Below are 25,229 nucleotides of genomic sequence, written 5' to 3' on the forward strand. Positions count from 1 at the left end.
GGTACGACAAACGGGCCCCGGGGAACACCCCAGGGCCCGTCGTATGTCGTCGGGGACGCCGTGGGGCTCAGCCCTCGGCGTTCTCCTCGTCCGCGGCCTCGGCGGAGCCCTCGGCGGCCTCGACCGTCTCGATGGCGGCCTCGGTCTCTTCCTCGTCGTCCAGGTCGACGACCTCGCCGTTGGTGTCCTTCACCGTGGCGGCCTCGACCACGACGGCCAGGGCCTTGCCGCGGGCGACCTCGCCGACCAGGAGCGGAACCTGGCCGCCCTCGACGACGGCCTGGGCGAACTGGTCGGGGGACATGCCGGAGGAGGCCGCACGCCGCATGAGGTGCTCGGTGAGCTCCTCCTGGTTGACGTTGAGGTTCTCCTTCTTGACCAGCTCGTCGAGGACGAACTGGGTCTTGATGCCCTTGACCGCGGCCTCGCGGGTCTCGGTGTCGAACTCCTCGGCGGTCTTGCCCTGGATCTCCAGGTACTTGTCGAGGGTCAGGCCCATCTGGCCGAGCTGGTGGTGCTCCAGGTTGTGCTTGCGGGTGTTGATCTCGTCTTCGAGCAGCTTCTCGGGGACCGGGACCTCGACCAGCTCGAGGAGCTTCTCCAGCACGCGCTCCTGGGCCTGGGTGGCCTGGTCGTACTGCTTCATGTTGGCCAGGCGCTTGCGGCTGTCGGCCTTGAGCTCGTCCAGGGTGTCGAACTCGGAGGCGAGCTGCGCGAACTCGTCGTCCAGCGCGGGCAGTTCACGGGCGGCGACCTGGGTGACCTTGACGGTGACCTCGGCCTCCTTGCCCGCGGCGGAGCCGCCCTTGAGCTCGGAGGTGAAGGTGGCCTCCTCGCCCGCGGACTTGCCCTTGACGGCGTCGTCGATGCCGTCGAGCAGCTCGCCGGAGCCGATGGTGTAGGAGACGCCGTCGGCGACGCCGTCCTCGAGGACCTCGCCGTCGACCTTGGCCTCCAGGTCGATGGTGACCACGTCGCCGTCCTCGGCGGCGCGCTCGACCGGGGCGGTGGAGGCGAAGCGCTCACGGAGCTGCTCGACCGACTTCTCGAGGTCCTCGTCGGAGACCTCGACGGCGTCGACCTCGACCTCGATGCCGGAGTAGTCCGGGATCTCCAGGGCCGGGCGGACGTCGACCTCGGCGGTGAAGTTCAGCGTCTCGCCGTCCTTCAGCTCGGTGATGTCGACGTCGGGCTGGCCCAGCGGGCTCAGCTCGGCCTCGTTGACCGCCTCGGTGTAGAACTTCGGCAGCGCGTCGTTGACGGCCTCCTCCAGCACCGCACCGCGGCCGAACCGCTGGTCGATGACGCGGGCCGGGATCTTGCCCTTGCGGAAGCCCTTCACCGTGACCTGCTGGTTGATCTTCTTGTACGCCGCGTCGAGGCTGTCCTTGAGCTCCTCGAAGGGCACCTCGACAGTGAGCCGAACCCGGGTCGGGTTCAGGGTCTCCACGGCGCTCTTCACGGTTCGGTCTCCTTGTGGCTGACTTCTTGGGTTCTGCCGGAGCCAGACTGGTCCGGCGGATTTCGCCGCCCGGAGGAGTTCGTAGGCCGAGTGGGCCGGGACACACGGGCGCGCAGCTTGCATAGTAACCGCAGCCGGTCAGCGCCCCAAAAGGCGATCATCACGGCGCCATGAGCCGGTGGTCGGGGTGGCGGGATTTGAACCCACGGCCTTCCGCTCCCAAAGCGGACGCGCTACCAAGCTGCGCCACACCCCGTCTGGTGCGAGACGTAGGGTACATGCCCCGGCCGGTTCCGTCGGCCGCTTTGTCCACCGGCCGCGTGTGCGGCATCCCCGCAGTCCAACACGTTGGCCTGAGTGGCGGGCGACCCGCTACGATGCTCTCCAGTGCCGCGGTCACCGACCTGCGGCGCGCTGCTGCGGGCGTAGCTCAATGGTAGAGCCCTAGTCTTCCAAACTAGCTACGCGGGTTCGATTCCCGTCGCCCGCTCTGTACGGCTCAGGGGCCCGGTTCCGCTTCGGCGGGGACGGGCCCCTGGCGTGTTCAGAGGTCCTTGACGTTCACGGTGTAGACCGAGCGGATGCCGTAGGGGACGTAGAGGGCGTCGCCGACCAGGACGAGGGGGGCGTGGACGGCGTCGGCGGAGTCGGAGGTGCCGCCGTCGTCGCGGCCGGGGGCGGTGCCCATGACCTTTCCGGTGCGGGTGTCCAGGGCGGCCAGGCGGCCGGTGGGCGAGGCGACGTGGACGCGGTCGGTGGTGGCCAGGGGTGGTCCGGGCTGTTCGACCGTGGAGTCGCTCTCCCAGCGCAGGCGGCCGGTGAACGGGTCGACGCAGTGCAGGCTGCCGCTGTAGTGCGTGAAGTACACGGTGTCGCGTGCGACGTAGCCGGTCGCGTCCCTCTCGGACCGTGCCAGGCGTACGGACGTCACGATGTGCGAGGAGAGGTCGACCAGGGTCAGCGTGCGCTTGGTGTTCTCGGTTTCGTCGTCGGTCAGGACAAGGTGGCCGCGGGCCTGGCCGAGCAGGTTCTGGCTGCCCCTGACCGTCGCCGTCCAGCGGATCTCTCCGCTGGACGGGTCGAGCGCGCTGATGCGGGTGTGGGTCGCGGCGCCGTCCTTGGCGTAGGCCGCGCACCGCAGGTACGGCCGTCCGCCGGCCTCGCGCAGCGTGCAGTCGTCGTCGTGGCCACGCGGCACGGCCCGCTTCCACAGGACCTCGCCATGGGCGGCGCCGAGCAGGGCGTACCACTGGTCCTGGTCGCCGAATACCGAGATCACGCCCCGGCGGACGGGGACCGCGTAGCCGTCGCCGTCGGTGGCGCCCATGCCGGAGTCCAGGCCGGACGAGTCGGTGAAGACGCCGCCGTTCGTCCCGCTGGCGGTCATGGCGGACGACCCGGTGGTCCGCGCCCACAGCAGTGCGCCCGTGTTCGCCCGCACGGCCCGCACGGAGAAGTGGGTCACTGTCGTGTCGTTCCTGTTCGGCACGTCCTCGTCGTCGGCGCCGTAGACGTACACGACACCTCCGGGGCCGGTGCCGAAGACCCTGCCGCCGCCGGTGGCGGCCGACGCGGTGGGCTTGGGGTCGATGGGCTTGCGCCAGGTCTGGCTGCCGTCGGAGAGCGCGAAGCGGGCGGCCATGACGCCGTCACCGGCGCACACCAGGGACGTGCCGGTGGCGGCGCAGCGGGTGAAGGAGTCGCTGGGGCTCGGGGCGGCCTCGTCGCCGCGGTACGGGTCCTTCGCCTGCCGGTGCCACGGGTGCCATCCGGCGGGGAGGGCGTACCGCGGGCCGTGGTCGTCGCGGGTCACGGCGACGGCCGTGGCGGCCACCGCGGCCAGGGCGGTGAGGGCGGCGCAGGCCACCAGCCACCAGCGGCGCCGGCGCGGCCGTGCCGGGGCGGGTGCGGCGGGCTCCGGCTCCGGGGCCGGTTCGGGCAGGCGGCCCTCGCGGAGCAGGTGGAGGAGTTCGTCGGGGGTGGGGCGGGACTTGGGGTGCTTCTCCAGACAGAGGCGGACGAAGGGGAGCAGTTCGTCGGGGACGGCGTCGAGGTCGGGGGTGCCCTCGACGACCTGGGTCGCCGTCTCCCAGGGACTCGCGCTGTCGAAGGGGCCGCGCCGGGTGGCGGCGTAGACGACGATCGCGCCGAGGGAGAAGACGTCGGTGGCGGGGCCGACCTCGTGCGGGGAGGTGAACTGCTCGGGGGACATGAAGGGCGGGGTGCCCATCACACGCCCGGTCTGGGTGAGGGCGTCCGCAGGGGCGAAGCCGACGGCGCGGGAGATGCCGAAGTCGATGACCCGGGGGCCGTCCCCGGCGAGCATCACATTGGCCGGTTTCAGGTCCCGGTGGACCACGCCGGCCCGGTGGATGTCCCGCAGGGCCTCGGCGAGGCCGGCGGCGAGTTCGCGCAGGCGGTCGGCCGGCAGCGGGCCGTGGCGGCGCACATGGGTGCCGAGGTCCTCGCCGGGGATGTAGAGCGTGGCCATCCAGGGGCGCGGCGCATCGGCGTCCGCGTCCACCACGGGCGCGGTGAAGGCGCCGCTGACCTGGCGGGCGGCGTCCACCTCACGGCTGAAACGGGTGCGGAACTCGTCGTCGTCGGCATACTGGCCGTGGACGACCTTCAGGGCGAGCCGGCGGCCGGAGGCCGAGCGGGCGAGGTAGACCACGCCCATGCCGCCGCTGCCGAGGCGGTCCTCGATCCGGTAACCGCCCACTTCCGCCGGGTCCGAGTCCCGCAGCGCCATCCCCGTACATCCCCCCGATGTCTCGGTCGTCCCATTCCGCCGGGCCGCTCCACCGGGTCAGAAGTTGATCTGGTTGATGGTCTGCGCCAGTGAGTCCATGAACCGGTTGATGGACGGCGCCATGCCGGTGGAGGCGAGGAAGAAACCGAAGAGCGCGGCGACTATGGCCGGGCCGGTCTTGAGGCTCCCCCCTCGGATGAGTACCACAACTATGATCGCCAACATCAGCACCACGGATACTGAGATCGCCACAGCTGATCACACCCTAGGTCGGTCCACACTCCCGGCCCGGAGGTACCCCGCGCACCCCCGCCGGAACCATCGTGCCACCAACCCGGCCGCCCCATGCGTCTCGTGACACAACGTCGGACAAGCGCCCGAAGCGGACGAAGGGCCGCACAGTAATTCGACAGGGCGCCCGTACGCGGCGACACGGGTAATTGCGCGACTTCGTTTCTGTGCCCACACATCATGTGCGCAGGTAATTCGAATTGATGGCACAGAGATGCCGTATGCCCCAATTAGTCGGGATGAATTGGGACATCAAGGGTGAACGCCGGGCTACGATGTGCCCACCATCACGTGGACAGTGGTGGCAAGTTATGTAAATCAGCGGGTACTCGAAGGCGATAACCAGGAATGACCACGGGGGTTTTACGAAATCCCACAGTCGACGCTAGGGTGCCTGAGATGTTTGAAGCCGCCTCGTCCCCCGGCCAGAACCGCAGCCCTCTTCCTCCGGCACAGTCGCCGGTGGACGGAGTGCCCGGTCCGCGTACCCCGGTGAGTGCGCAGAAGGGGCGGCCCACACCGGACAGACCGGGCAAACAGCGCGACTCGTTCTTCGACAACGCCAAGTACCTGGCGATCGTGCTGGTCGCGATAGGGCACGCCTGGGAGCCGCTGAAGGGTGACAGCCGGATCCTGGAGGGTGTGTACACCGTCGTGTACTCCTTCCACATGCCGGCGTTCATCGTCATCTCCGGCTTCTTCTCGCGCAGTTTCGACATGCGCCCGGACCGGCTGAAGCGGCTGATCACCGGTGTCGCGGTGCCGTACATTCTGTTCGAGGCCGCGTACCCGCTCTTCAAGAACGCCGTCGTGGGTTCGCACGAGGAGATCAGTCTCCTCGACCCCTGGTACCTGACCTGGTTCCTGGTGGCCCTGTTCGTCTGGCGGCTGACCACGCCGATCTGGAAGCTGGTCCGCTGGCCGCTCCCGCTCGCCATCGGCATCGCCATGCTGGCCACCGTCACCCCGAGCATCGGTGACGACCTCGACCTCCAGCGGGTCCTGCAGTTCCTGCCGTACTTCGTGCTCGGCCTGTGCATGAAGCCCGAGCACTTCCAGCTGGTGCGCCGCCGCTGGGTGCGGATCGCCTCGGTGCCGGTGTTCGCCGCCGCCCTCGCGGTCGGCTGGTGGGCGGTGCCGCGCATGAACACCGCGTGGTTCTACCACCGCGACTCCGCGCAGGAGCTGGGCGCCCCGTGGTGGTGCGGTCCGGTGATGGTGCTCGCGATGCTGGGCTGCTCGCTGCTGCTGACGGCCTGCTTCTTCGCCTGGGTGCCGCGCCGCCGGATGTGGTTCACGGCGCTGGGCGCGGGCACCCTGTACGGCTATCTGCTGCACGGCTTCCTGGTGAAGTTCGCCGACTACCGGGGCTGGTTCGACCACGCGTCGCTGCACCGTCCGCTCGGCGAGATCGCGGTGACCGTCGTCGCGGCCGCCGCCGTCACCCTGCTGTGCACCCGGCCGGTGCAGCGGGTGTTCCGCTTCGCGATGGAGCCGAGGATGGACTGGGCCTTCCGCCAGGACGCGGCCGAACTGGCCCGCGAGCGTCAGCAGAAGGAGCGCGGCCGCGAGAAGGTCAGCGCCTAGTACCCGACTCCCCCAGACCGAGAAGTGCGCGCATCCTCGTGTACTTCTCGGTCAGCCGTTTCCGGGTCGGCTCGTCGAGGACGGCGAGGCGGCCCGGGTCGGCGTTGTGCGCCAGGTCGGCCTCCTTCACCAGCAGCGCGCCCGGGGTGGCGAGGATCCGGCGCGCGTACGCCTCCGGCTCCTCCCCCGGCCTCTTGGTGAGGGCGAGCACGACGGCCTTGGTGCGCGCGGGCAGGGCGGCCGCCGCCAGCCACTCCTCGGACAGCGCGTCGTCCTCGACGGCGTCGTGCAGCCAGGCCGCGGCGATCTGCCCGTCGTCGCCGCCGCGGGCCCGTACGCCCTCGGCGACGGCCGCGAGATGTTCGGCGTACGGCCGTCCCGCCTTGTCGGTCTGCCCTTCGTGGGCACGACGGGCGAGGTCCTCTACTTCTGCCAGGGTGAGGTGGGTCTCGGTCACCGCTCCAGTGTCTTACGGCGCAGCGCCGCCCGGGCCGGGAGGGTCACCGCGGCCAGGCCGAGGACCAGGATTCCGCCCGCGAAGGCGCCGTAGACGTGCGGAGGGATGTACGGCCCCCGGCCGGTCAGGCCCTTCATCATCGGCACCAGGGTGGCCAGCGCGATCGCGGTGCCGAGCACGATGCCGACGACGGTGACCAGCAGGGCCTCCCAGTGGAGCATGCGCAGGATCTGCCGCCGGGTGGAGCCGATCAGCCGCAGGGTGCCGAGCTCGCGGCGCCGGTCCAGGACGGTCATGACCAGGGTGTTGCCGGCGGCGACGGCCGCGAAGCCGCCGAGGACGGCCGCCATCACGGAGTTGGCCCAGGCGTTGAGTTCCCGGTCCAGGGACTGGGCTGCGGAGTAGCCGGAGCGGTCCAGGACGGTCCCGAGGGGCGCGAGCGCGCCTGCCGTACCGCCCTTGGTCCACAGCTCGGTGTCGAAGGCGGAGGTGACGTGGGCCGCGAGGGCGCCGCGGTCCATCGTGAGCTGGGAGAGGCCGAGGCCACGCCCGTACGTCGCCACGACCACCGGCGCGGCCCGGGTCCCGTCGGGCAGATACAGGTGCAGCCGGCGGCCGACGCGCACATGGGCGTCGCGGGCGAGGGAGGCGTCCACGGCGATCTCGCCGGGCCGAAGGGTGAGCCGCCCCGCCCGGACGTCCAGGTCCTGCACGGCGGCCAGGTCGCGCGTGGAGCCGGTGACGCCCTGGGCGGAGGCCGACTCCAGCGAACCGGCGACCGGGACGAGGACCGAGGTCCGCAACAGGCCGACGGCGGCGGTGACTCCGGGCGCCCGGCGGGCCCGCGGTACGGCGTCGGGGGCGAGTCCCGGCTCGGCGGTGACGATGTGGTCGGCGGTGACTCCGGCGCGCTGCTGGTCGGCGGTGACCTTGTCCTCGCTGGTCTGCAGGAACACCAGCACCGAGGCGAAGGCCATGGCGAGCACGATCGGAGTGATCGCGGAGGCCAGCCGGCGGGCATGGGTGCGGGAGTTGGCGGCGGCGAGCGCGGCCGGGGCGCCGGCGCCGCGCAGGGGCAGCCCGAACAGGGCGGCGCAGACACGGGCGACGAGCGGGCCGAGCAGGGCGACGGCGAGCATGAACAGGAACACGATGCCGAGGGCGGCGTTGGCCGCGTCCTCCCCCTTGAGGGTGGAGGCGAGGCCGGCGCAGACGCACCCGCCGGCGACGGCGGCGAGCCCCAGGGGCGTCCGGATCCAGCCGACGCGCAGCGGTTCGACGGAGGCCTCGCCGAGCGCCTGCCCCGGCTTGATGCGGGAGCTGCGGTGGGCGGCCAGGTATCCGGCGCCCAGGGCGGTGAGGAGGACGGCGCCGACGGCGGTGACCGGCGGGATCCACGAGACGGAGAGGTGCACGGCGTCCGGGACCGCTCCCTTGTCCTGGAGCTGCCCGAACCACCAGTGGGCCAGCGCGAGGCCGGGCAGGCAGCCGGCCGCGCCCGCCAGCGGGGCGACCAGCAGCGCCTCGGTGGCGATGGTCCGGCGGATCTGCCGCGGGGTGGTGCCGATGGCCCGCAGCAGGGCGAACTCGCGGGCGCGCTGGCCGACACCGAGGGCGACGGTGCCGGCGGCGGTGAACACGGCGACAAGGGCGGCGATGCCACCGAAAGAGCCCCCGAGTCCGGTGAGCAGCTCGCGGGCCAGGGCGAGCGAGGGGTCCTCGACGGCGCCGCGGTCGTCGCCGGTGTGGATCAGGGCGCGGTGGCCGAGGGCGTGGGCCACCTGGGACCTGAGGGTGTCGGGGGTGACGCCCGCCCTGGGAAGTACGGCGATGGCGTCGACGCGGCCGGGGTGCCCCGAGTGCCGCAGGGCGTCGGAGTCGGCGAACCAGGCGGTGGCGCCGGGAGTTCGGGCGATGCCGGAGACGCGGTAGGCGGTGCGGGTGCCGTCGGGGGTGGTGAGGGTGACACGGCCGCCGACGGTGCCGGCGGAGAGGACGACCTCGCCGGGGGCGGGGGCGCGGCCGGTGGTGAGGCGCTCGCCGGTGAAGGCGGTGGAGGACCAGTTGTGGGCGGTCCAGGAGGTGGGGGTGGAGGTGGAGGTGGAGGTGAGGGTAGTGCGGGCGATGTCGTGGGGGCCTCGTATCGGGAAGGTGATGTCGGCGACGGCGGTCCGGGCGCCGGGGACGGAGGCGGCCTCGGTGACGAGGGAGCCGGAGAGGCGGGCTCGGTCCGGGACGGGCTCGTCGTCGCCGTCGTCGTTGTGGCCGAGGCGGGCGCGCTGGTCGGCGGCGGCCACGACCGGGGCGTGGGCGTAACGGTGGGGTGGGACCTCGGCGCGGACGCCGGTCTCCAGGAGGATTCCGCAGGCCGTGACGATCAGTGCGGCGAGGGCGAGGGCGATGAAGGTGCCGGTGAAGGTGGAGGGTTTGAAGCGGAGGGCTGCGCGGGCCAGGCCGTTGGGGTACATCGGGGTGCCGTTCGGGAGTCGTGGGCTTGTCCGCCTCGGCTTCGCTTTCGGCGGGTGATTCGTTTCCCACCCGCACCGCCTGCGCGGCTTTCGTCGTCGGGTGCGGGTGGCCTCCGCGGGGCGGCTCCGCCGTCGGCGGCTCGCGGCCGCCCCGGGGGGAGGCGGGCGGGTGGGTCACGCGGCGGTCCGGGTGTAGGTGGGGTGGGTCGTGAGGTCACTCAGGCGGGTGGCGATGTGGGTGGCCGGGGCCCGGTCCAGGTGGTCGATGATCGTGCCGTCCGAGAGGAACAGGACGCGGTCCGCCCAGGCGGCGGCCGACGGGTCGTGGGTGACCATGACGACCGTGGCGTGCTGGGTGTCGACGGCGCCGCGCAGCAGCGCGAGGATCTCGGCCGCGGTCGTGGTGTCCAGCGCGCCCGTGGGCTCGTCCGCGAAGACGACGTCGGGGTGGGTGACCAGCGCCCGGGCGATGGCGACACGCTGCTGCTGGCCGCCGGAGAGCTGGCCCGGGCGGCGACGGCTCTTGTCCGCGAGGCCGACCTGCCCGAGCACCTCCGCGGCGCGGCGACGGTCGGGGCGGTGGCCGGCCAGCCGCATCGGCAGCAGGACGTTCTGCTCGACCGTGAGGGAGGGCAGCAGGTTGAAGGCCTGGAAGACGAAGCCGAGGCGGGTGCGGCGCAGCGCGGTGAGCTTGTTCTCGCTCAAACCGGTGATGTCCGTGCCGCCCAGCACGACCCGGCCGGCACTGGGGCGGTCCAGGCCCGCCGCGCACTGCAGGAACGTGGACTTGCCGGAGCCGGAGGGCCCCATCACGGCCGTGAAGGAGCCGGGCGCGAGGGTGAGGTCGATGCCGCGCAGGGCGTGCACGGCGGAGCCGCCGCGGCCGTAGCGGCGCGTGACTCCGTGCAGTTCTACGGCCCAGTCGCTTGGCATGGGGGTCCTTCCGGTCCGGGAGCGTTCGGTGACGTGTGTCGAACGTACGGATACGGAGGGTGGCCGGGCCATGCGGGCGGCTGGCGGATCCAGGAGGGGGAAAACCCCACCCCCGGCGTCGTACGCCCGGCCCGCAGGGGGGGCTCAGCGCGCGGGTGCCGAGGCCTCGCGGCAGATCAGGAGCAGTGCCCGGTCGTCGTTGACGTCCTTCGCGACCGCCTCGATGAGGTGCCAGGCGGCGCCGTGGAAGCCGCCGGCGACATAGCGGTCGGCCTCCCCGGTGAGCCGGTCGATGCCCTCGACGATGTCCCGGTCGGAGGTCTCCACCAGACCGTCCGTGAACAGCATCAGCACGTCCCCGGGCCGCAGCGAGCCCTTCATGGAGTCGAACTGCGCGCCGTCGTACACGCCCAGCAGCGGGCCTTCGGCGGCCCTCTCCTCCCAGCGGCCGCTGCCCGCGCTCAGCTGCAGGCCCGGTGGATGGCCCGCGGAGTACAGCTCGTAGTCCCCGGAGTCGAGGTCCAGGACCAGATGGATGGAGGTGGCGAAGCCCTCGTCCCAGTCCTGGCGGAGCAGATAGCCGTTCGCGGCCGGGAGGAAGGCGTGCGGGGGAAGGGAGCCCAGCAGGCCGCCGAACGCCCCCGACAGCAGCAGGGCGCGCGAGCCCGCGTCCATCCCCTTGCCGGACACGTCCGTGAGGACGACCTCCAGGGTGCGGCCGCCGTTGGTCCGGGCGGCGACGACGAAGTCGCCGGAGAAGGACTGGCCGCCCGCCGGGCGCAGCGCCATCTCGTGGTGCCAGCCCTGCGGCAGCTTCGGCAGCTTGCTCTGCACCCGGATGCGCTCGCGCAGGTCGAAGAGCATGGTGCCGCCGCGCCGCCAGGGCACGCCGACCCGGCTGCGGAACTGGGCCGTGAGCAGCCCGAAGAAGCCGCAGGCCGCGACCACCAGGACCACCCCGGGGGTCACCCGCGAGGGCCCCTCGGTGTACGGGCCGAGCCGCACCGACTCCACGATCAGCGCGGTGGCCCCCGCCGCGTACAGGCCGAGCAGGCTCGCCGGGCGCAGCAGCAGGCCGCCCGCGACGATCGGCAGCACCAGGGTGGCCGGGGAGCACCACACCGAGTCGGCGAGGGTCATGGTCGCGAGGACGGGGATGGTGAGCAGCAGACCGGCGAGCGCGATCCAGTCCGAGCCGTCGCCGCGGAAGTAGTCCACGGCGCTTCTGCGCAGGCCGACCCGGGCCCGGTGCCACTGCATCTTCCACCGTGCCGTGAACGTCTCGGCCTTCGCGCGCCGCCCTCGTCCTGCTGCCATTAGTTCGGGACCCTATCCATCGGACCAGCCACTTGGCACGGGAGGTCCCACTTGTCCCCCGTGAGAGGCGCAACTTCGCGGTTCGACTTCAGTGAACGGCACGCGGGGCCGGCGCACCGGCGCCCGGGGGAAATTCGCTGGCTCGTCCCGCAATGCGCTGATAGGCATGGCTCATGGGGACCGATCGTGCGATGGAGACGGGCGTGCTGCGCCCGGAGGAATGGGACGAGTGGTGGGACCAGCTGGTCCGCGCCTTCGGTGACGGTCCGACGTCGGCCGAAGAGCGCGAACTGGATAAATCGCTCACCGAGTTCGAACGTTCGCTGGCCGTCCGGGACGGGGACGCCATCGTCGGCACGGCGGGGGCGTTCAGTTTCCGGATGACCGTGCCCGGTGGGGACCTGGTGCCCGCCGCCGGCGTCACCATGGTGAGCGTGGCCGCCACGCACCGGCGGCGCGGGGTGCTGACCTCGATGATGCGGCGCCAGTTGGACGACGTGCGCGCCCTGGGCGAACCGCTGGCGGTGCTGACCGCCTCCGAGCCCGCGATCTACGGCCGGTTCGGGTACGGAGCGGCGACCTTCCAGCTGGACGCCGAGATCGACACGAGCCGGGTGAAGCCGTCGGTGCCGGCCGGCACCGACGACGTACGGCTGCGGTACGCGAAGCCGGCCGACGTCCTCGCCGAGTGCGAGGCGGTGTACGCGGCGCTGGTGCCGCTGCGGCCCGGGATGCTGGCCCGGCAGCCCGGCTGGGAGCGGGCGGGGCTGCTCGATCCGGAGAGCGAGCGGGAGGGAGCGTCGGCGCTGCAGTGCGTGGTCGCCGAGCGGGACGGCGAGGTCACCGGGTACGCGCGCTTTCGCACCAAGCTCGGCTGGGGGCCGGGCGGGCACGACGGCACGGTGACGCTGGACGAGCTCGGCGCGCTGGATCCGGTGACCGACGCGGCGCTGTGGCGCTTCCTGTTCGGCATCGACCTGATGACGACCCTGACCGTGCGGGGACGGCCGCTCGACGACGCCTGGCAGTACCTGGTCTCCGACATCCGGCGCTGCCGGCCGCGGCTGCGGGACTCCTGTTACGTCCGCCTCGTCGATGTCGGTACGGCACTGGCGGCGCGCACCTACCAGGCGCCGGTGGATGTCGTGTTCGAGGTCGAGGACGCCTTCTGCCCCTGGAACGCGGGGCGTTGGCGGCTGACCGGCGACACGAAGGGCGCGTCCTGCGGGCGCACGACCGATCCGGCGGATCTCTCCCTGTCCGTACGGGAGTTGGGGGCTGCCTACCTCGGTGGTGTGAGCCTGCTGTCGCTGGCGGCGGCCGGGCGGGTACGGGAGCTCCGGCGCGGCGCGCTGACGGAGGCGTCGGTCGCGTTCGGCTCACCGATGGCGCCGTGGCTTCCGCACGGCTTCTAGTGTCCGATCAGGGTTTCTGACAGGCCGGACACCAGAAGAGGTTGCGGGCGGCGAGGTCGGCGGTGCGGATCTCGGTGTCGCAGATGTGGCAGGGCAGGGTGGCCCGGCGATAGACGTACACCTCGCCGCCGTGGTCGTCCACGCGGGGTGGGCGGCCCATGGCCTCGGGGGTGTGCTCGGGCCGGACGGTGTCGATGCGGTTGTTGCGGACGCCTTCGCGCATGAGCGCGACGAGGTCCGCCCAGACGGCGTCCCACTCGGCGGGGGTGATGTCCTTGCCGGCGCGGTACGGGTCGATGCGGTGCCGGAAGAGGACCTCGGCGCGGTAGACGTTGCCGACGCCCGCGATGACCTTCTGGTCCATCAGCAGGGCGGCGACGGTGGTACGGCTGCGGCGGACGCGGGCGTACGCCGCCCCCGGGTCGGCGTCCTCGCGCAGGGGGTCGGGGCCGAGGCGGTCGTGTATCGCGCGCTTCTCGTCGTCCGTGATGAGTGCGCAGGTCGTCGGGCCGCGCAGGTCGACGTACGAGGTGTCGTTCGCGAGGCGGAGACGGACGGTGTCGGTCGGCGGGGGCGCGGGGGCCGAACCGAAGCCGACCTTGCCGAAGAGGCCGAGGTGGATGTGGATCCAGTCGGTGTCGCGGAACCGGAGGAAGAGGTGTTTGCCGTGGGCCTCGGTGCCGGTGAGGAGGGCGCCGTCCAGCAGGTCGGCGGCGTCCGAGAACTTGCCCTGGGGGCTGGTCACCCGTGGGGCGGTGTCCTGGAAGCACGCGGCGTAGTCCTGGGCCAGCCGGTGAATGGTGTGCCCTTCTGGCAAGGCTGAACTGTCCTTTCCTGCCGTCCCGCGCCCACCCGCCCACCCGTCTCGGCAGGCAGAGGTCCCTTCGGCCTGAAGCCCTCCGGGTACCGCGTCGGAGTCGGGCCGGTGCGGGCCGCTCGGGACGGCGCCCTCTGTGTGCGCCGCGCCGGGTTTCCGTCCCGCCCGCCCTTCTCGGGCGACCGAGTCGGGTGGGCGGGTGGGCGGGGCACGGTGTTGTTACTGCTGCGGGTGGTGGGCCGGGACGGGGGGAAGCTCGCCCGTGGTCTCGTACGCCGACAGCATGTCGATGCGGCGGATGTGACGCTCGTCACCGGAGAACGGGGTGTTGAGGAACACCTCGACGAACTTGGTCGCCTCTTCCTCGCTGTGCATCCGCGCGCCCACGGCCACCACGTTGGCGTTGTTGTGCTGCCGGCCCAGCCCCGCCGTCTCCTCGCTCCAGGCCAGCGCCGCCCGCACCCCCTTCACCTTGTTCGCGGCGATCTGCTCCCCATTGCCGGACCCGCCGATCACGATGCCGAGCGCCTCGGGGTCCGCCGCCGTCTTCTCCGCGGCACGCAGGCAGAAGGGCGGGTAGTCGTCCTGGCCGTCGTAGATGTGGGGCCCGCAGTCGACGGGCTCGTGCCCCGCCGTCTTGAGCCATTCGACGAGGTGGTTCTTGAGTTCGTAGCCCGCATGGTCGGAGCCGAGATACACGCGCATGGGACGAGTGTGACACGCCCCTTTCAGGGCGGCAGCCCCGGGTGCCGGCGCCGAAAAATGTGAGCCAGACCATTGAAGCTCAAGGAAACCTCAAGTAACAATCCGGATTCGGAGGTTCCCGAATCCATTCACCTCCGATTCACTGGACCGGCTCGTACACCGCTCGTGCGAGGCCCCGTACTCCGCCCCACAACGGCACCCCCGCTCGTACGGGAATCGCTCCACCGGCGCAAAGGAATTCCGCCCCATGACCCCTGGTTCCGGACTTCAAGCAGGCCTCAAGAACCGTCACCTCTCGATGATCGCCATCGGTGGTGTGATCGGTGCCGGACTCTTCGTCGGCTCCAGCTCGGGCATCGCCACCGCGGGCCCCGGCATCCTGCTGTCCTATGCCCTCGTCGGCACCCTCGTCGTCCTCGTGATGCGGATGCTCGGCGAGATGTCCGCCGCCAACCCGACCTCCGGCTCCTTCTCCGCGCACGCCGACCGTGCCCTCGGCCGCTGGGCCGGGTTCTCCATCGGCTGGCTGTACTGGTTCTTCTGGGTCGTCGTGCTCGCCGTCGAGGCGACCGCAGGCGCCAAGATCCTGGCAGGCTGGATACCCGACGTCCCGCAGTGGGGCTGGGCCCTGATCGTGATGGCCGTCCTGACCGCGACCAACCTGGTCTCGGTCGGCTCCTACGGCGAGTTCGAGTTCTGGTTCGCCGGCATCAAGGTCGTGGCGATCGGCGCGTTCATCGTCGTCGGCCTGCTGGCCATCTTCGGCGTCCTGCCGGGCGTGCACGCCGACAAGGCGACCTTCTCCAACCTGACCTCCCACGGCGGCTTCCTGCCCAACGGCCCCGGCGCGATCCTCACCGGTGTGCTGCTGGTCGTCTTCTCCTTCATGGGCAGCGAGATCGCGACCCTCGCGGCCGGCGAGTCGGAGGACCCGCAGCGCGCGGTCACCAAGTCGACCAACAGCATCATCTGGCGTATCGGCGTCTTCTACCTGGGCTCGATCCTGGTCGTCGTCGCCCTGCTGCCGTGGAACGACCCCGCGATCAAGGACAAGGGCTCCTACGTCGCCGCCCTGGACTCCCTCGGCATCGCGCACGCCGGTGAGATCATGAACTTCATCGTGCTCACCTCGGTGCTGTCCTGCCTCAACTCGGGTCTGTACACGGCCTCCCGCATGGCCTTCTCGCTGGGCCAGCGCGGCGACGCCCCGAAGGCGTTCGCCCGCACCACCTCCCGGGGCGTGCCGATGACGGCCATCCTCGCGTCCGTCGTCTTCGGCTTCGTGGCGGTCTTCTTCAACTACGAGTACCCGAAGACGATCTTCCTCTTCCTCGTCAACTCCTCCGGCGCGGTCGCCCTGTTCGTGTGGCTGGCCATCTGCTTCTCGCAGCTGCGCATGCGGAAGATCATCCAGCGTGAGGCGCCGGAGAAGCTCGTCGTGAAGATGTGGCTGTACCCGTACCTGACCTGGGCGACGGCCGGTCTGATCGTGTTCGTCCTCGGCTACATGCTGACCGACACCGAGGGCGAGAGCAGCGGTCGTACGACCGTGCTGCTGTCCTTGCTGGTCGCGGCGGTCGTGCTGGTGATCGCCTTCGTGAAGGAGAAGGTGACGGCGGGCCGCGCGAGCGAGGCGCCCGCGGTCGAGGTGAACGACAAGGTCCCCACGGCCTGACCCGACCGCCTCTTCCCTCTTCTTCGACTCGCACGACTCACAGCACGGTGAAGGTCTCCTTCACCGTGCTGTACGTCTTCAGGGCCCGCGGTTCGATGTCCGGCTGGTACCAGGTGTTGATCTGGTACGACGTCCCGTCCGCGTCGAAGCCGAGCAGGCGGGCGTGCCAAGGGGTGCCCTTGAGGCCGAAGGTGTATTCCCAGACGACCGCGGGGTGCCCCTGGAAGGTGGTCCGCGCCAGCCGGATCTTGACGTAGTCCCGGCCCCGGCGGGCGTCCTGTTCCGAGTGCCGCCAGGTCTCCATGAGGTCGCCCCGGGCCAGCGAGGACTTGCCCACGAGTTCCTGGCGGCCGTCGGGTGAGGTGTAGTGGACCTCGGCGGCGGTCTTCACGTCCCGCCGCCACCCCTGCGGCGGCGTCCACGCGAACCCGCCCGCCTCCGTCCGCGCGCCCGCCGGCGGGGTGTGCGGCCGGGCGGTGCCGTCCACGGTCGGGGAGGCGGCCGCGGGAGAGGAAGCGGTGACGCTGCCGGTTCCGGTGCGGGCACCCTCCCGCCCGCCGCCTCCGCCCGAGGTGGTGACGAGTACGGCGGCCACGACGGCGACGGCGACGACTCCGAGCGCGGCCGGCAGCACGGTGCGGCGGGGGCCGCCGGAGGACACGGGACGGACCGTGCCGGTCGAGGTGACCGCATGCCGCCGGGTCACCGCTCCGGCACGCGCGAGGGAGACCCCGGTCGGATGCGACGCGTCTCCCCCGGCCGCCCCGGCTGCGGCACCGTCCCCCGTCGAGCCCCCGAAGCACACGCCGTCCCCGGCGCTCAGGGCGAGGGCGGGCCGGTCACCGCCGGGGAAGGGGCCGCCCTCGCCACGGACAGGACCGTCACCGCCGGAAGCAGGGCGTCCACCGGCAAGGGCAGGCCCGGCGCGACCGGCCGACCCGGACCCCACCGGCCCGGCCTCCGTCGAAGCGGCGCGCGCCTGTTCGGCTTCCGGCGTCCCGGGGCCCGCCGCACCGCCACCACTCGGCTCCGCGCTCGTCGCCTCCCCGCTCAGGACCGTCGGTGTGGGCGGCGGATGCGCCACCTGCCGCAGGGCCCGTTCCACCTCCGTCAGGGCGGGGCGGGACGACGGGTCCTTCGTCAGCAGGGCGGTGAGGACGGCATGCAACGGGCCGGACGTCGGCGGGAGTTCGGGGTTCTCGTAGAGGACGGCGTGCAGGGTCGCCAGGGTGGTGTCGCGGGTGAAAGGGGAGCGGCCGGCCAGCGCCGCGCAGAGGGTGGCGCCGAGTGACCACAGGTCGGACGGCGGACCCTGGCGGCGGCCGGAGACGCGCTCGGGCGCCATGTAGTCGGGGGAGCCGACGAGCATGCCGACCATGGTGAGGGCCGTGGCGTCCTGGATCGCGGCGATGCCGAAGTCCGTGAGGACCACCCGGCCCGTGCCGCCCGCCCCATCCTCGACCAGGACGTTGCCCGGTTTGATGTCCCGGTGCAGCACACCCACGGCGTGCACCTGGCCGAGGGCCGCCGCCAGGCCCAGTCCGATGCGCGCGGTCTCCCGCGGGCTCAGCGGCCCCTCCTCCGTCATCATCCGCTCCAGGGAGCGCCCGGGCACCAGCTCCATGACGATCCAGAGGCGTTCGCCCTCGTCCACCACGTCGTAGACGCGCACGACGTTGGGGTGGTCGATCCTCGCGGTCGCCCGGCCCTCGCGCAGGGTGCGTTCCCGGCGGGTGCGGATGTCCTCCGCGTCCGATCCGTCTATGCGGATTTCCTTCACCGCGACCAGCCGGTCGAGTATTTCGTCGACGGCCCGCCACACCCGTCCCATTCCTCCCTGCCCGATGCTTTCGACCAGCCGATAGCGCGCGTTCACCAGCAGCCCCGGAATCCCGCCGGTCCCCGCTTCTCCCGCTTCCCCCATATTTCCCGGCAATGCGTGGCACCCCCCTCAACGACCGCCTCTGCTGAAACACAACGGTCACACTTCAGGCCGTACCAGCATAGTGCGGGGAAATCTTGTGGTACCTCTTCAAGTACTGCGGATTCAGGCGCAGTCCAGGGGGTTGCAAGGGGGGCGAACATGAGTTCTCGTCATAGGGTGGGCATCGCTGGATCGCTGGTCACGGCATCTTTCTCGGCCGTGTTGATCCTTTCCTGCCCGGCCGTGGCCGATGACCAGGGACCGGGAAGCGACAAGGGGGGAAAGGCGGTCGACCAGGCACCGGCGGGTGTACAGCTGCGCACTCTGCTGCCGGAGAAGATCTCGGTCGACAACAGTTCGAAGAAAACGGCGCTCACCGCCACCGTGAAGAACGAGGGAACCAAGGACAGCGGCGACATACGGCTTTTGGTGGTCGGATTCGACGCGTTGCGGATCACGAGCGTTCAGGGCTGCTCGGCGATCACCGAAAAGGACCTGCCGAAAGGTTCGAACAGCGGCTTCGGCTGCCCGGTCGGTTCGCTCGGGGCCGGGCAGTCCAAGTCGTACGCGGTGCAGGCCACGTACGACCTGAGCAAGGCCGGGAAGATCTGTCTGCCGGTGCAGACCGCGGACGGGAAGAAGACCTACTGGCAGCAGGGCCCGGTGCCCTTCGGCACGGTCAACCCGTCCCCGAACGCTCCGGCCACCCCGCTGCTGCTCGGCACCGACAACAAGCCGGTCGCGCCGGGCGGCGACGAGCTGCCGAAGACCGGCGTGGGGCGTGACGTACTGCCCCTGGGGGCCGCGGGCGCCGCCCTGATCGCGGTGGGCGCGGCCGGAGTGTGGTGGTCGCAGCGGCGCCGGGAGGTGTGACAGGACGCGACAGAGGCCCGCCGGGCCCAAGGAGCGCCCGGCGGGCCTCTGTCGCGAGAACGTACGTCGTCAGCGCTTGTTGACGAACTTCCAGGCGGTGGGCAGCAGGCCCATCGCCAGGGCGGCCTTCAGGGCGTCGCCGATGAGGAACGGGGTGAGGCCGTTCGCGATCGCCTGGGACGCGGACATGTGGGCGGCCAGGGCCAGGTAGGGCACGCCGACGGCGTAGATGACGGCCTCGCCGAGGATCATCGTGCCCGCCATGCGCGGCACGGAGCGGTCGGCACCGCGGCGGGCCAGCGCGCCGACGGCCGCGGAGGCGAGCAGCATGCCGAGGATGTAGCCGAAGGAGACGGCACCGGCGCCGGAGGTGCCGTCCGCGAACCAGGGCAGGCCGGCCACGCCGGCGAGCGCGTACAGGGCGAGGGAGAGGAAGCCGCGGCGGGCGCCGAGCGCGGTGCCGACGAGCAGCGCGGCGAAGGTCTGGCCGGTCACCGGCACCGGGGAGCCGGGCACCGGGACCGCCAGCTGGGCCGCGAGACCGGTGAGCGCGGCACCGCCGAGCACGAGGGCGGCGTCGCGCACGCGGGACGCGGGAAGCAGGTCGGCGAGGACTGCGCCGGGGCGAGCGGCGACGGTGGCGGTGCTCATGAGGACTCCGCGGTTGATGGGGCACGAGGGGACACCGTGACGCTATCCCGGGGCCCGCGTGGCGATCACCGTCAGCGCTCGACAAAGGCGGGAACGGGCCCTTGGTGGACTCCGTACAAAGGATGCTGGTTACACCCGGTACGGCGTGACACCGGTCACTGAGGTGGGGTGGTCCGCGGTACGCGGGGCGGGACCGGCTCGTCTGTAGGGTTCGGCCAAAGGCCGGGGGGCCGTCTCGCCCGTCGGTCGCCGTCTGGGCACCGCGGGGGTGTTTTGCTAGCTTCGAACGCATGGTTGCCCAGGCCCGGTACTTCACGTCGCGTCGCTATGTCGACCTGCGACGCCAGGGCACGGCCACCTGTCGCCGTCCGAGGTAGGGGCGCGCTCCGGCGCGCCTCGGCCTTCCGCGACGTGTCGGCCCCGTTTTCCGAGGACGGTCCTCCATGCCCCGTACCGCGGCATCCACCCTCGTCTCCCCCGTCCCCCGCGCCGCCGAGCGCGACCGGCGGCGTACCAGCGCCAGTGTCGTGCTGCGGTCCGTGCTGGAGCACGGGCCGGTGGCGCGCAGCACCATCGCCCGGCTGACCGGCCTTTCGCCCGCGTCGGTGACGGAGCACTGTGCCCGGCTGGCCGGGCTCGGACTGATCCGTGAGGAGGCGTCACCCCGCCGTTCGAACGGGGTCGGTCGGCCGCATGTGCCGCTCGACCTCGACGGCGAGCGTTTCGTGGTCGGCGGGGTACACGTGGCCGTGCCGTACACCACGGTCGCACTGCTCGATCTGCGCGGCCGGGTGGTGGCCGAGCGGCGGTTGGCGCACGAGCGGACCGATCCGGGCCGGGTGCTCGCCCGGGCTGCCGAGGGCCTCGCGGCACTGCTCGCGCGGGATCCGGGCCGCCGGCCGCTCGGGGTCGGGGTCGCGGTGGGCGGCTGGGTGGACCGGGAGGCGGGCACCGTCGTCGAGCACGAGCTGCTGGGCTGGCGCGAGGTGCCGGTGCGGGAGCCGCTCGGCGCCCTCACCGGGCTGCCGGTCCACGTGGACGGGCACGCGCGGGCGTTGGTCAACGGCGAGCGGCTGTTCGGGCGGGCCCGGGGCAGTCGCAGCGTGCTGCACCTGTTCGTCGGCAACGTGGTCGACGCGGCTTTCGCCACCAACGACGAGGTGCACCACGGGCCCCGCTCGCAGGCCGGGACGATCGCCCATCTTCCGGTGCCGGGCGGCACCGGGCCGTGCGACTGCGGGCGCACCGGCTGCCTCCAGGTGGAGCTGAGCGAGCGGACGCTGTGCCGACGGGCCCGGGCGGCCGGAGTGATCGACGGGGTGAACCCGATGCACGTGGTGGCCGCGGCCGCGGCCGGTGACGCGGTGGCGCGGCGGCTGCTGGTGGAGCGGGCCCGGATGACCGGACGGGCGGCCGGACTGCTGCTGGACGTGCTCAATCCGGAGACGATCGTCGTGACCGAGGTGGGGGTCATCCACTTCGAGGACTGCCTGCACGCGCTCAGGGAAGCGGCCGGAAATCGTCGTACGGCTGCCGTACTGCCGACGAGTTTCCCGGATTCCGTACTGGCGGTGGCGGGCGGGTCGGTGGCCCTTGACGTGCTGTACCGGGACCCACTGTGCGCGTCACCTGAGGCTATTTAATTCAGAAACTCGGAATGTTGACAGGGGTCGCTCGTGGCCGGGAACATGCTGGTCATGGACCCGCTCACGAGCTGTCGCACCTTCTGTTGCTGACACATTGCCGCGCATGAAGCGCGTGTTTCCCACTGCGTGAGTTTCTCTTCGTCCGGCCTGCCTTCCCGGATTTCGTGCTGCCTTTTCCGTCCTTTTCCTGGGAGTTCTCCCATGCACCGTCGTGCCTTTCTCACCACCATGCTCGGCGCGTCCGCCGCCGTGAGTCTCAGCGGTTGCGCCAAGGGCGATGCCTCCGCCGACACCAAGGGCGCCTCCACCAGGCCGCTCGCCGACAAGGTTCCGGCCGGCACCAGCCTGAAGATCGCCTCGTACCAGAACGTGCAGCAGCTCCAGTTCAGGCTGGCGAAGCTGCCCGCGCTCCCCTTCACCGTGTCGAGCTGGGTGAACATCGGGGCCGGACCCGATGTCATCAACGCCTTCCGCGCCAAGTCCCTGGACCTCGCCAACAACGCGGGCATCCCGCCGATCCAGGCGCACTACCAGGGCTTCGCCGCGAAGATCGTGGCGATCGACATCACCCGCAAACCCAACTACCTCTTCGCGACCAAGCCCGGCAGCGACATCCGTACGGTCCGGGACTTCAAGGGCAAGAAGCTCGCCTTCTCCCAGGGCCAGGCGCAGGGAGTCGTACTCCTGCGGGCGCTGAAGCAGGCGGGACTGAAGTACGACGACGTGACGCTGGTCCCGCTGACCAGCAACCAGTTCCTGACCGCCCTGCAGTCCGGGCAGGTGGACATCGCCCCGCTCGCCAACAGCCAGGCACCGGCCTACCTCAAGCAGTACACGGGCAAGGGCGCCCGCACCATCGCCACCGACGTCGTCGACCTGCTCAATCTGCTGTGGGCGCCGCAGTCCGTGCTGAACGACCCGGCGAAGGCCGCGGCGATCGCCGCGTACATCTCGCAGTGGGCCAGGGGCCAGGTGTGGCAGTACGAGCACTCGGACGTGTGGAACGAGCAGTTCTACGTCAAGACGCAGAACCTGACCCCGGAGCAGGCCCAGGGCATCTCCAGGCTCGCCAACAAGCCGCTGTTCCCGACCGGCTGGGACGAGGCGGTCAAGTGGGAGCAGGAGACCGCCGATCTGCTCGCCGAGGGCGGCTTCGTGAAGAAGTTCGATGTCTCCTCGCTCTTCGACCACCGCTTCGAGCCGATCGCCGCGAAGGCCGTACCGGCGGAGTACCGGAGGTGAGCTCCGTGACCACGACCACGACCGCCGTGGCGGTGGCGGATGCCGGGGAACTCCCCCGGGTCCGCCGGCGCCGCCGTCTGTCCCCCGGCCGCCGCCTGCCCGCGGCCCGGCTGGCCGGCCCGCTGGTGCTCCCCGCCCTGTGGGCCGCCGCCTCGGCGGCCGGACAGCTCGACCCGGGTGCGATTCCGGCGCCCTGGACCGTGGTGCGCACGGGCGTCCGCCTGTGGACCGACGGCACGCTGCCGACCGACATCCTGACCTCGCTGGAGCGGGCCGCCTACGGCTTCGCGATCGGCCTGACCGCGGGTGTCGTACTCGCACTCGCCTCCGGGCTCAGCCGGGCCGGGGAGGCGCTGATCGACGGGACTGTGCAGCTCAACCGGGCGATCCCGACCCTCGGTCTGATCCCGCTGTTCATCCTGTGGCTGGGCATCGGCGAGACCTTCAAGATCGCCATCATCGCGATCGTCGTCTACATCCCGATCTACCTGAACACGCATGCCGCACTGTCCGGCATCGACAGCCGGTACGTCGAACTCGCCGAGGTGCAGGGCCTGTCGAGGTTCGCCTTCATCCGGCAGATCGTGATCCCCGGGGCGCTGCCCGGATTCTTCGTGGGTCTCCGGCTCGGCGTCACCGGCTCCTGGCTGGGCCTGGTGGTCCTGGAGCAGATCAACGCCACCAGCGGTCTCGGCTATCTGATGTTCCAGGCGCAGAACTACGGCCAGTCGGACGTCATCCTGGTCGGCCTGCTGATCTACGGCGTCTTCGGCCTGGTCTCCGACAGCGCGGTCCGTCTGATCGAACGGAGGGTGCTGTCGTGGCGCCGCACACTGAACAGCTGACCCGGCCCCCGGTACGGCTGCGGGGCCTGACCCGGTCGTTCGAGAGCCGTACCGTCCTCGACGGCATCGACCTGGACCTGCCCGCCGGGCAGTTCACGGCCCTGCTCGGGCACAGCGGCTCCGGCAAGAGCACGCTGCTCAGAGCCGTCGCGGGCCTGGACCACGGGGTCGCGGGCGGCGGGCAGCTCACCGCGCCCGAGCGGGTGTCGGTGGTGTTCCAGGACTCCCGGCTGCTGCCCTGGCGCCGGGTGCTGGACAACGTCCTGCTGGGCCTCACCGGCAAGGACGCCGAGGAACGCGGCCGGGCCGCGCTCGCGGAGGTCGGCCTGAAGGGCCGCGAGCGGGCCTGGCCGGGCCAGCTGTCCGGCGGCGAGGCACAGCGCGCCGCGCTCGCCCGCTCCCTGGTCCGCGAGCCGGAACTGCTCCTGGCCGACGAGCCGTTCGGGGCACTGGACGCGCTCACCCGGATCAGGATGCACAGCCTGCTGCGCGAGCTGTGGGAGCGCCACCGGCCCTCCGTGCTGCTCGTCACCCACGACGTGGACGAGGCGATCGTGCTCGCCGACCGGGTCCTCGTCCTGGACCGGGGCCGTATCGGCCTGGACCTGACCGTCGACCGTCCCCATCCGCGCTCCTACCGCGAGCGTGGGGGTCCCCCCGGGTTCGAGCGAAGCCGAGAACTTGGGGGAGCTGGGCGAGACCGCGAGCGGCTGCTCGCCGCGCTGGGCGTGACCGAAGACCTGTGATGACCGTCGGCTCGCGGTGACCGCCTGCCGGGGTCTGCCGCCCCGGCGCCCGTAAACCCTCCCCCGCACCTGTCCGCAGCAAAGGACACCCATGACCCGGCAACTCCATCTCAACGCGTTCCTGATGAACACCGGACACCACGAGGCCTCGTGGCGTCTTCCGGAGAGCGACCCGTACGCGCACGTCGACCTCGCCCACTACGTCGGCCTGGCGCGGATCGCCGAACGCGGCACCTTCGACTCCCTCTTCCTCGCCGACGGCCCCCAGCTGTGGAACAACCTGGCCCAGCGCCCGGCCGGCGCCCTGGAACCGCTCACGCTGCTCACCGCGCTGGCGACCGCCACCGAGCACATCGGCCTGATCGCCACCGCCTCCACCTCGTACAACTCCCCCTACAACCTGGCCCGCAAGTTCGCCTCGCTGGACATCATCAGCGGCGGCCGGGCGGGCTGGAACATCGTGACCACCGCCGGTGCCGAGGCCGCCCGCAACTTCGGTCTGGCCACCGAACCCGCGCACGCCGAGCGGTACGCCCGCGCCGCCGAGTTCCTCGACGTGGCCCTCAAGCTCTGGGACAGCTGGGAGGACGACGCGATCGTCGCCGACAAGGCGGCCGGGATCTGGGGCGACGACACCAAGATCCATCCGCCCCGGCACCAGGGGACGTACTTCAGCGTCGAAGGCGCGCTCAACCTGCCGCGCTCCCCGCAAGGCTACCCGCTGCTGGTACAGGCGGGCTCCTCGGACGACGGCAAGGCCTTCGCGGCCCGGTACGCGGAGGCGGTGTTCACCGCCCAGCAGACCCTCGCCGACGCGCAGGCCTTCTACACCGACCTCAAGTCCCGTACGCGGCGGGCCGGACGCGATCCCGAGCACCTCAAGGTGCTGCCCGGGATCGTCCCCGTGCTCGGCTCGACCGAGGCCGAGGCGCGGGCCCACGAGCAGGTGCTGGAGGACCACATCGTGCCCGAGCACGCCCGGGCCCGGCTGGAGAACCTGCTGCGCCTTCCGCCCGGCGCCCTCGACCTGGACCAGCGGCTCCCCGACGACCTGCCGCCCGAGTCGGCCGTCGAGGGCGCCAAGAGCCGCTACACGCTCGTCGTGGAGCTGGCCCGGCGCGAGCGGCTGACCGTGCGCCAGCTGATCGGACGGCTCGGCGGCGGACGCGGGCACCTCACCTTCGCCGGGACACCCGAGCAGGTCGCCGACCAGATCGCGACCTGGTTCACCCAGGGCGCCGCCGACGGCTTCAACATCATGCCCGCCGTGCTGCCCTCCGGCCTCGCGGCCTTCGTCGAGAACGTCGTACCGCTCCTGCGCGCCCGCGGTCTGCTCCGCACCGAGTACGGCCCCCGCCGGACCCTCAGGGAGCGCTACGGCCTTCCCCGCCCCGCCAACCAGCACACCGCAGCCCTCGTCTGA

Annotated in this window: 20 protein-coding genes and 2 tRNA genes; 10 read left to right on the forward strand and 12 right to left on the reverse strand. The window is 71.6% G+C overall.

Going from position 1 to position 25,229, the window contains the following annotated elements:
- Nucleotides 1-67 precede the first annotated feature (67 nt).
- Together tig and AVL59_RS40545 are read right to left on the reverse strand one after the other, a co-directional pair.
- A complete protein-coding gene (gene tig / locus AVL59_RS40540) occupies nt 68-1,462 on the reverse strand; it encodes a trigger factor (protein ID WP_067314474.1) in 1,395 nt (464 codons plus the stop codon).
- A 179-nt stretch (nt 1,463-1,641) separates the two neighbouring features.
- Nucleotides 1,642-1,718, reverse strand: a tRNA-Pro gene (locus AVL59_RS40545).
- 163 nt (nt 1,719-1,881) lie between these two features.
- Here AVL59_RS40545 and AVL59_RS40550 point away from each other — a divergent pair.
- Nucleotides 1,882-1,952 (forward strand) — tRNA-Gly (locus AVL59_RS40550).
- 54 nt (nt 1,953-2,006) lie between these two features.
- Here the strand turns inward: AVL59_RS40550 and AVL59_RS40555 are convergent.
- Together AVL59_RS40555 and AVL59_RS40560 are read right to left on the reverse strand one after the other, a co-directional pair.
- Nucleotides 2,007-4,214, reverse strand: coding sequence for a protein kinase domain-containing protein (locus AVL59_RS40555; protein ID WP_067314476.1), 2,208 nt, complete (start codon nt 4,212-4,214; stop codon nt 2,007-2,009).
- A 57-nt stretch (nt 4,215-4,271) separates the two neighbouring features.
- Nucleotides 4,272-4,466, reverse strand: coding sequence for a hypothetical protein (locus AVL59_RS40560; protein WP_067314477.1), 195 nt, complete (start codon nt 4,464-4,466; stop codon nt 4,272-4,274).
- A gap of 510 nt (nt 4,467-4,976) precedes the next feature.
- Here AVL59_RS40560 and AVL59_RS40565 point away from each other — a divergent pair.
- The gene (locus tag AVL59_RS40565) at nt 4,977-6,092 is read left to right on the forward strand and encodes an acyltransferase family protein (protein WP_372450370.1); all 1,116 of its coding nucleotides are present in this window, start codon (nt 4,977-4,979) and stop codon (nt 6,090-6,092) included.
- On the opposite strand, the gene AVL59_RS40570 is transcribed toward AVL59_RS40565, so the two are convergent.
- From AVL59_RS40570 to AVL59_RS40585, 4 genes are all read right to left on the reverse strand, one after another.
- Nucleotides 6,082-6,549: an HD domain-containing protein gene (locus AVL59_RS40570; RefSeq protein WP_067314481.1), complete on the reverse strand. Its 468-nt coding sequence runs from the start codon at nt 6,547-6,549 to the stop codon at nt 6,082-6,084. The two genes, AVL59_RS40565 and AVL59_RS40570, sit on opposite strands and share 11 nt — an antisense overlap.
- Complete coding sequence (locus AVL59_RS40575; RefSeq protein WP_067314482.1) at nt 6,546-9,017, reverse strand: ABC transporter permease; 2,472 nt, start codon at nt 9,015-9,017, stop codon at nt 6,546-6,548. Before AVL59_RS40575 ends, AVL59_RS40570 begins: the two co-directional genes overlap by 4 nt.
- 174 nt (nt 9,018-9,191) lie before the next feature.
- Nucleotides 9,192-9,950: an ABC transporter ATP-binding protein gene (locus AVL59_RS40580; RefSeq protein WP_067314484.1), complete on the reverse strand. Its 759-nt coding sequence runs from the start codon at nt 9,948-9,950 to the stop codon at nt 9,192-9,194.
- A gap of 144 nt (nt 9,951-10,094) precedes the next feature.
- A complete protein-coding gene (locus tag AVL59_RS40585; RefSeq protein WP_067314486.1) occupies nt 10,095-11,267 on the reverse strand; it encodes a PP2C family protein-serine/threonine phosphatase in 1,173 nt (390 codons plus the stop codon).
- Nucleotides 11,268-11,440: 173 nt separating this feature from the next.
- Here AVL59_RS40585 and AVL59_RS40590 point away from each other — a divergent pair, with 173 nt between their 5' ends.
- On the forward strand, nt 11,441-12,682 hold the full coding sequence (locus tag AVL59_RS40590) for a GNAT family N-acetyltransferase (protein WP_067314488.1): 1,242 nt from the start codon (nt 11,441-11,443) through the stop codon (nt 12,680-12,682).
- A gap of 7 nt (nt 12,683-12,689) precedes the next feature.
- On the opposite strand, the gene AVL59_RS40595 is transcribed toward AVL59_RS40590, so the two are convergent.
- Together AVL59_RS40595 and AVL59_RS40600 are read right to left on the reverse strand one after the other, a co-directional pair.
- On the reverse strand, nt 12,690-13,499 hold the full coding sequence (locus AVL59_RS40595) for an Fpg/Nei family DNA glycosylase (protein WP_067314490.1): 810 nt from the start codon (nt 13,497-13,499) through the stop codon (nt 12,690-12,692).
- Nucleotides 13,500-13,718: 219 nt separating this feature from the next.
- Nucleotides 13,719-14,204, reverse strand: coding sequence for a ribose-5-phosphate isomerase (locus tag AVL59_RS40600; protein ID WP_067314492.1), 486 nt, complete (start codon nt 14,202-14,204; stop codon nt 13,719-13,721).
- 247 nt (nt 14,205-14,451) lie between these two features.
- On the opposite strand from AVL59_RS40600, the gene AVL59_RS40605 reads away from it, so the two are divergent.
- Nucleotides 14,452-15,879 carry an amino acid permease gene (locus AVL59_RS40605; protein ID WP_067314493.1) on the forward strand — a complete coding sequence of 476 codons (1,428 nt, stop codon included), beginning with the start codon at nt 14,452-14,454 and terminating at the stop codon, nt 15,877-15,879.
- Nucleotides 15,880-15,916: 37 nt separating this feature from the next.
- Here AVL59_RS40605 and AVL59_RS40610 read toward each other — a convergent pair whose 3' ends face one another.
- On the reverse strand, nt 15,917-17,710 hold the full coding sequence (locus tag AVL59_RS40610) for a serine/threonine-protein kinase (protein ID WP_443732248.1): 1,794 nt from the start codon (nt 17,708-17,710) through the stop codon (nt 15,917-15,919).
- A gap of 252 nt (nt 17,711-17,962) precedes the next feature.
- On the opposite strand from AVL59_RS40610, the gene AVL59_RS40615 reads away from it, so the two are divergent.
- On the forward strand, nt 17,963-18,676 hold the full coding sequence (locus AVL59_RS40615; protein WP_067314496.1) for an LPXTG cell wall anchor domain-containing protein: 714 nt from the start codon (nt 17,963-17,965) through the stop codon (nt 18,674-18,676).
- Nucleotides 18,677-18,745: 69 nt separating this feature from the next.
- Here the strand turns inward: AVL59_RS40615 and AVL59_RS40620 are convergent, their stop codons facing one another.
- Nucleotides 18,746-19,327, reverse strand: a complete 582-nt coding sequence (locus AVL59_RS40620; protein ID WP_067314498.1) for a biotin transporter BioY — start codon at nt 19,325-19,327, stop codon at nt 18,746-18,748.
- Nucleotides 19,328-19,770: 443 nt separating this feature from the next.
- Between AVL59_RS40620 and AVL59_RS40625 the strand changes: the two genes are divergently transcribed.
- The 5 genes from AVL59_RS40625 to AVL59_RS40645 all read left to right on the forward strand — a co-directional run bounded on the left by AVL59_RS40625 (nt 19,771) and on the right by AVL59_RS40645 (nt 25,229).
- Complete coding sequence (locus AVL59_RS40625) at nt 19,771-20,970, forward strand: ROK family transcriptional regulator (protein WP_067314500.1); 1,200 nt, start codon at nt 19,771-19,773, stop codon at nt 20,968-20,970.
- A 204-nt stretch (nt 20,971-21,174) separates the two neighbouring features.
- Entirely contained in the window at nt 21,175-22,215 is a 1,041-nt protein-coding gene (locus tag AVL59_RS40630; protein ID WP_067314502.1) for an ABC transporter substrate-binding protein, read from the forward strand.
- Complete coding sequence (locus AVL59_RS40635) at nt 22,212-23,060, forward strand: ABC transporter permease (RefSeq protein ID WP_208870535.1); 849 nt, start codon at nt 22,212-22,214, stop codon at nt 23,058-23,060. Before AVL59_RS40630 ends, AVL59_RS40635 begins: the two co-directional genes overlap by 4 nt.
- Nucleotides 23,036-23,806, forward strand: coding sequence for an ABC transporter ATP-binding protein (locus AVL59_RS40640; RefSeq protein ID WP_067314503.1), 771 nt, complete (start codon nt 23,036-23,038; stop codon nt 23,804-23,806). The genes AVL59_RS40635 and AVL59_RS40640 overlap by 25 nt, the downstream gene beginning before the upstream one ends.
- Nucleotides 23,807-23,897: 91 nt before the next feature.
- A complete protein-coding gene (locus AVL59_RS40645) occupies nt 23,898-25,229 on the forward strand; it encodes an LLM class flavin-dependent oxidoreductase (protein WP_067314505.1) in 1,332 nt (443 codons plus the stop codon).

This window comes from Streptomyces griseochromogenes (assembly GCF_001542625.1).
Classification (GTDB): domain Bacteria; phylum Actinomycetota; class Actinomycetes; order Streptomycetales; family Streptomycetaceae; genus Streptomyces; species Streptomyces griseochromogenes.

Excerpts from the sequence above, each read along its gene's own strand:
- AVL59_RS40630 (WP_067314502.1), top strand. The coding sequence starts at position 21,175 with ATGCACCGTCGTGCCTTTCTCACCACCATGCTCGGCGCGTCCGCCGCC.
- AVL59_RS40575 (WP_067314482.1), bottom strand. The coding sequence starts at position 9,017 with ATGTACCCCAACGGCCTGGCCCGCGCAGCCCTCCGCTTCAAACCCTCC.
- AVL59_RS40615 (WP_067314496.1), top strand. The coding sequence starts at position 17,963 with ATGAGTTCTCGTCATAGGGTGGGCATCGCTGGATCGCTGGTCACGGCA.
- AVL59_RS40600 (WP_067314492.1), bottom strand. The coding sequence starts at position 14,204 with ATGCGCGTGTATCTCGGCTCCGACCATGCGGGCTACGAACTCAAGAAC.
- AVL59_RS40605 (WP_067314493.1), top strand. The coding sequence starts at position 14,452 with ATGACCCCTGGTTCCGGACTTCAAGCAGGCCTCAAGAACCGTCACCTC.
- AVL59_RS40585 (WP_067314486.1), bottom strand. The coding sequence starts at position 11,267 with ATGGCAGCAGGACGAGGGCGGCGCGCGAAGGCCGAGACGTTCACGGCA.
- AVL59_RS40625 (WP_067314500.1), top strand. The coding sequence starts at position 19,771 with ATGCCCCGTACCGCGGCATCCACCCTCGTCTCCCCCGTCCCCCGCGCC.
- AVL59_RS40555 (WP_067314476.1), bottom strand. The coding sequence starts at position 4,214 with ATGGCGCTGCGGGACTCGGACCCGGCGGAAGTGGGCGGTTACCGGATC.
- AVL59_RS40645 (WP_067314505.1), top strand. The coding sequence starts at position 23,898 with ATGACCCGGCAACTCCATCTCAACGCGTTCCTGATGAACACCGGACAC.
- AVL59_RS40620 (WP_067314498.1), bottom strand. The coding sequence starts at position 19,327 with ATGAGCACCGCCACCGTCGCCGCTCGCCCCGGCGCAGTCCTCGCCGAC.
- AVL59_RS40580 (WP_067314484.1), bottom strand. The coding sequence starts at position 9,950 with ATGCCAAGCGACTGGGCCGTAGAACTGCACGGAGTCACGCGCCGCTAC.
- AVL59_RS40610 (WP_443732248.1), bottom strand. The coding sequence starts at position 17,710 with ATGGGACGGGTGTGGCGGGCCGTCGACGAAATACTCGACCGGCTGGTC.
- AVL59_RS40590 (WP_067314488.1), top strand. The coding sequence starts at position 11,441 with ATGGGGACCGATCGTGCGATGGAGACGGGCGTGCTGCGCCCGGAGGAA.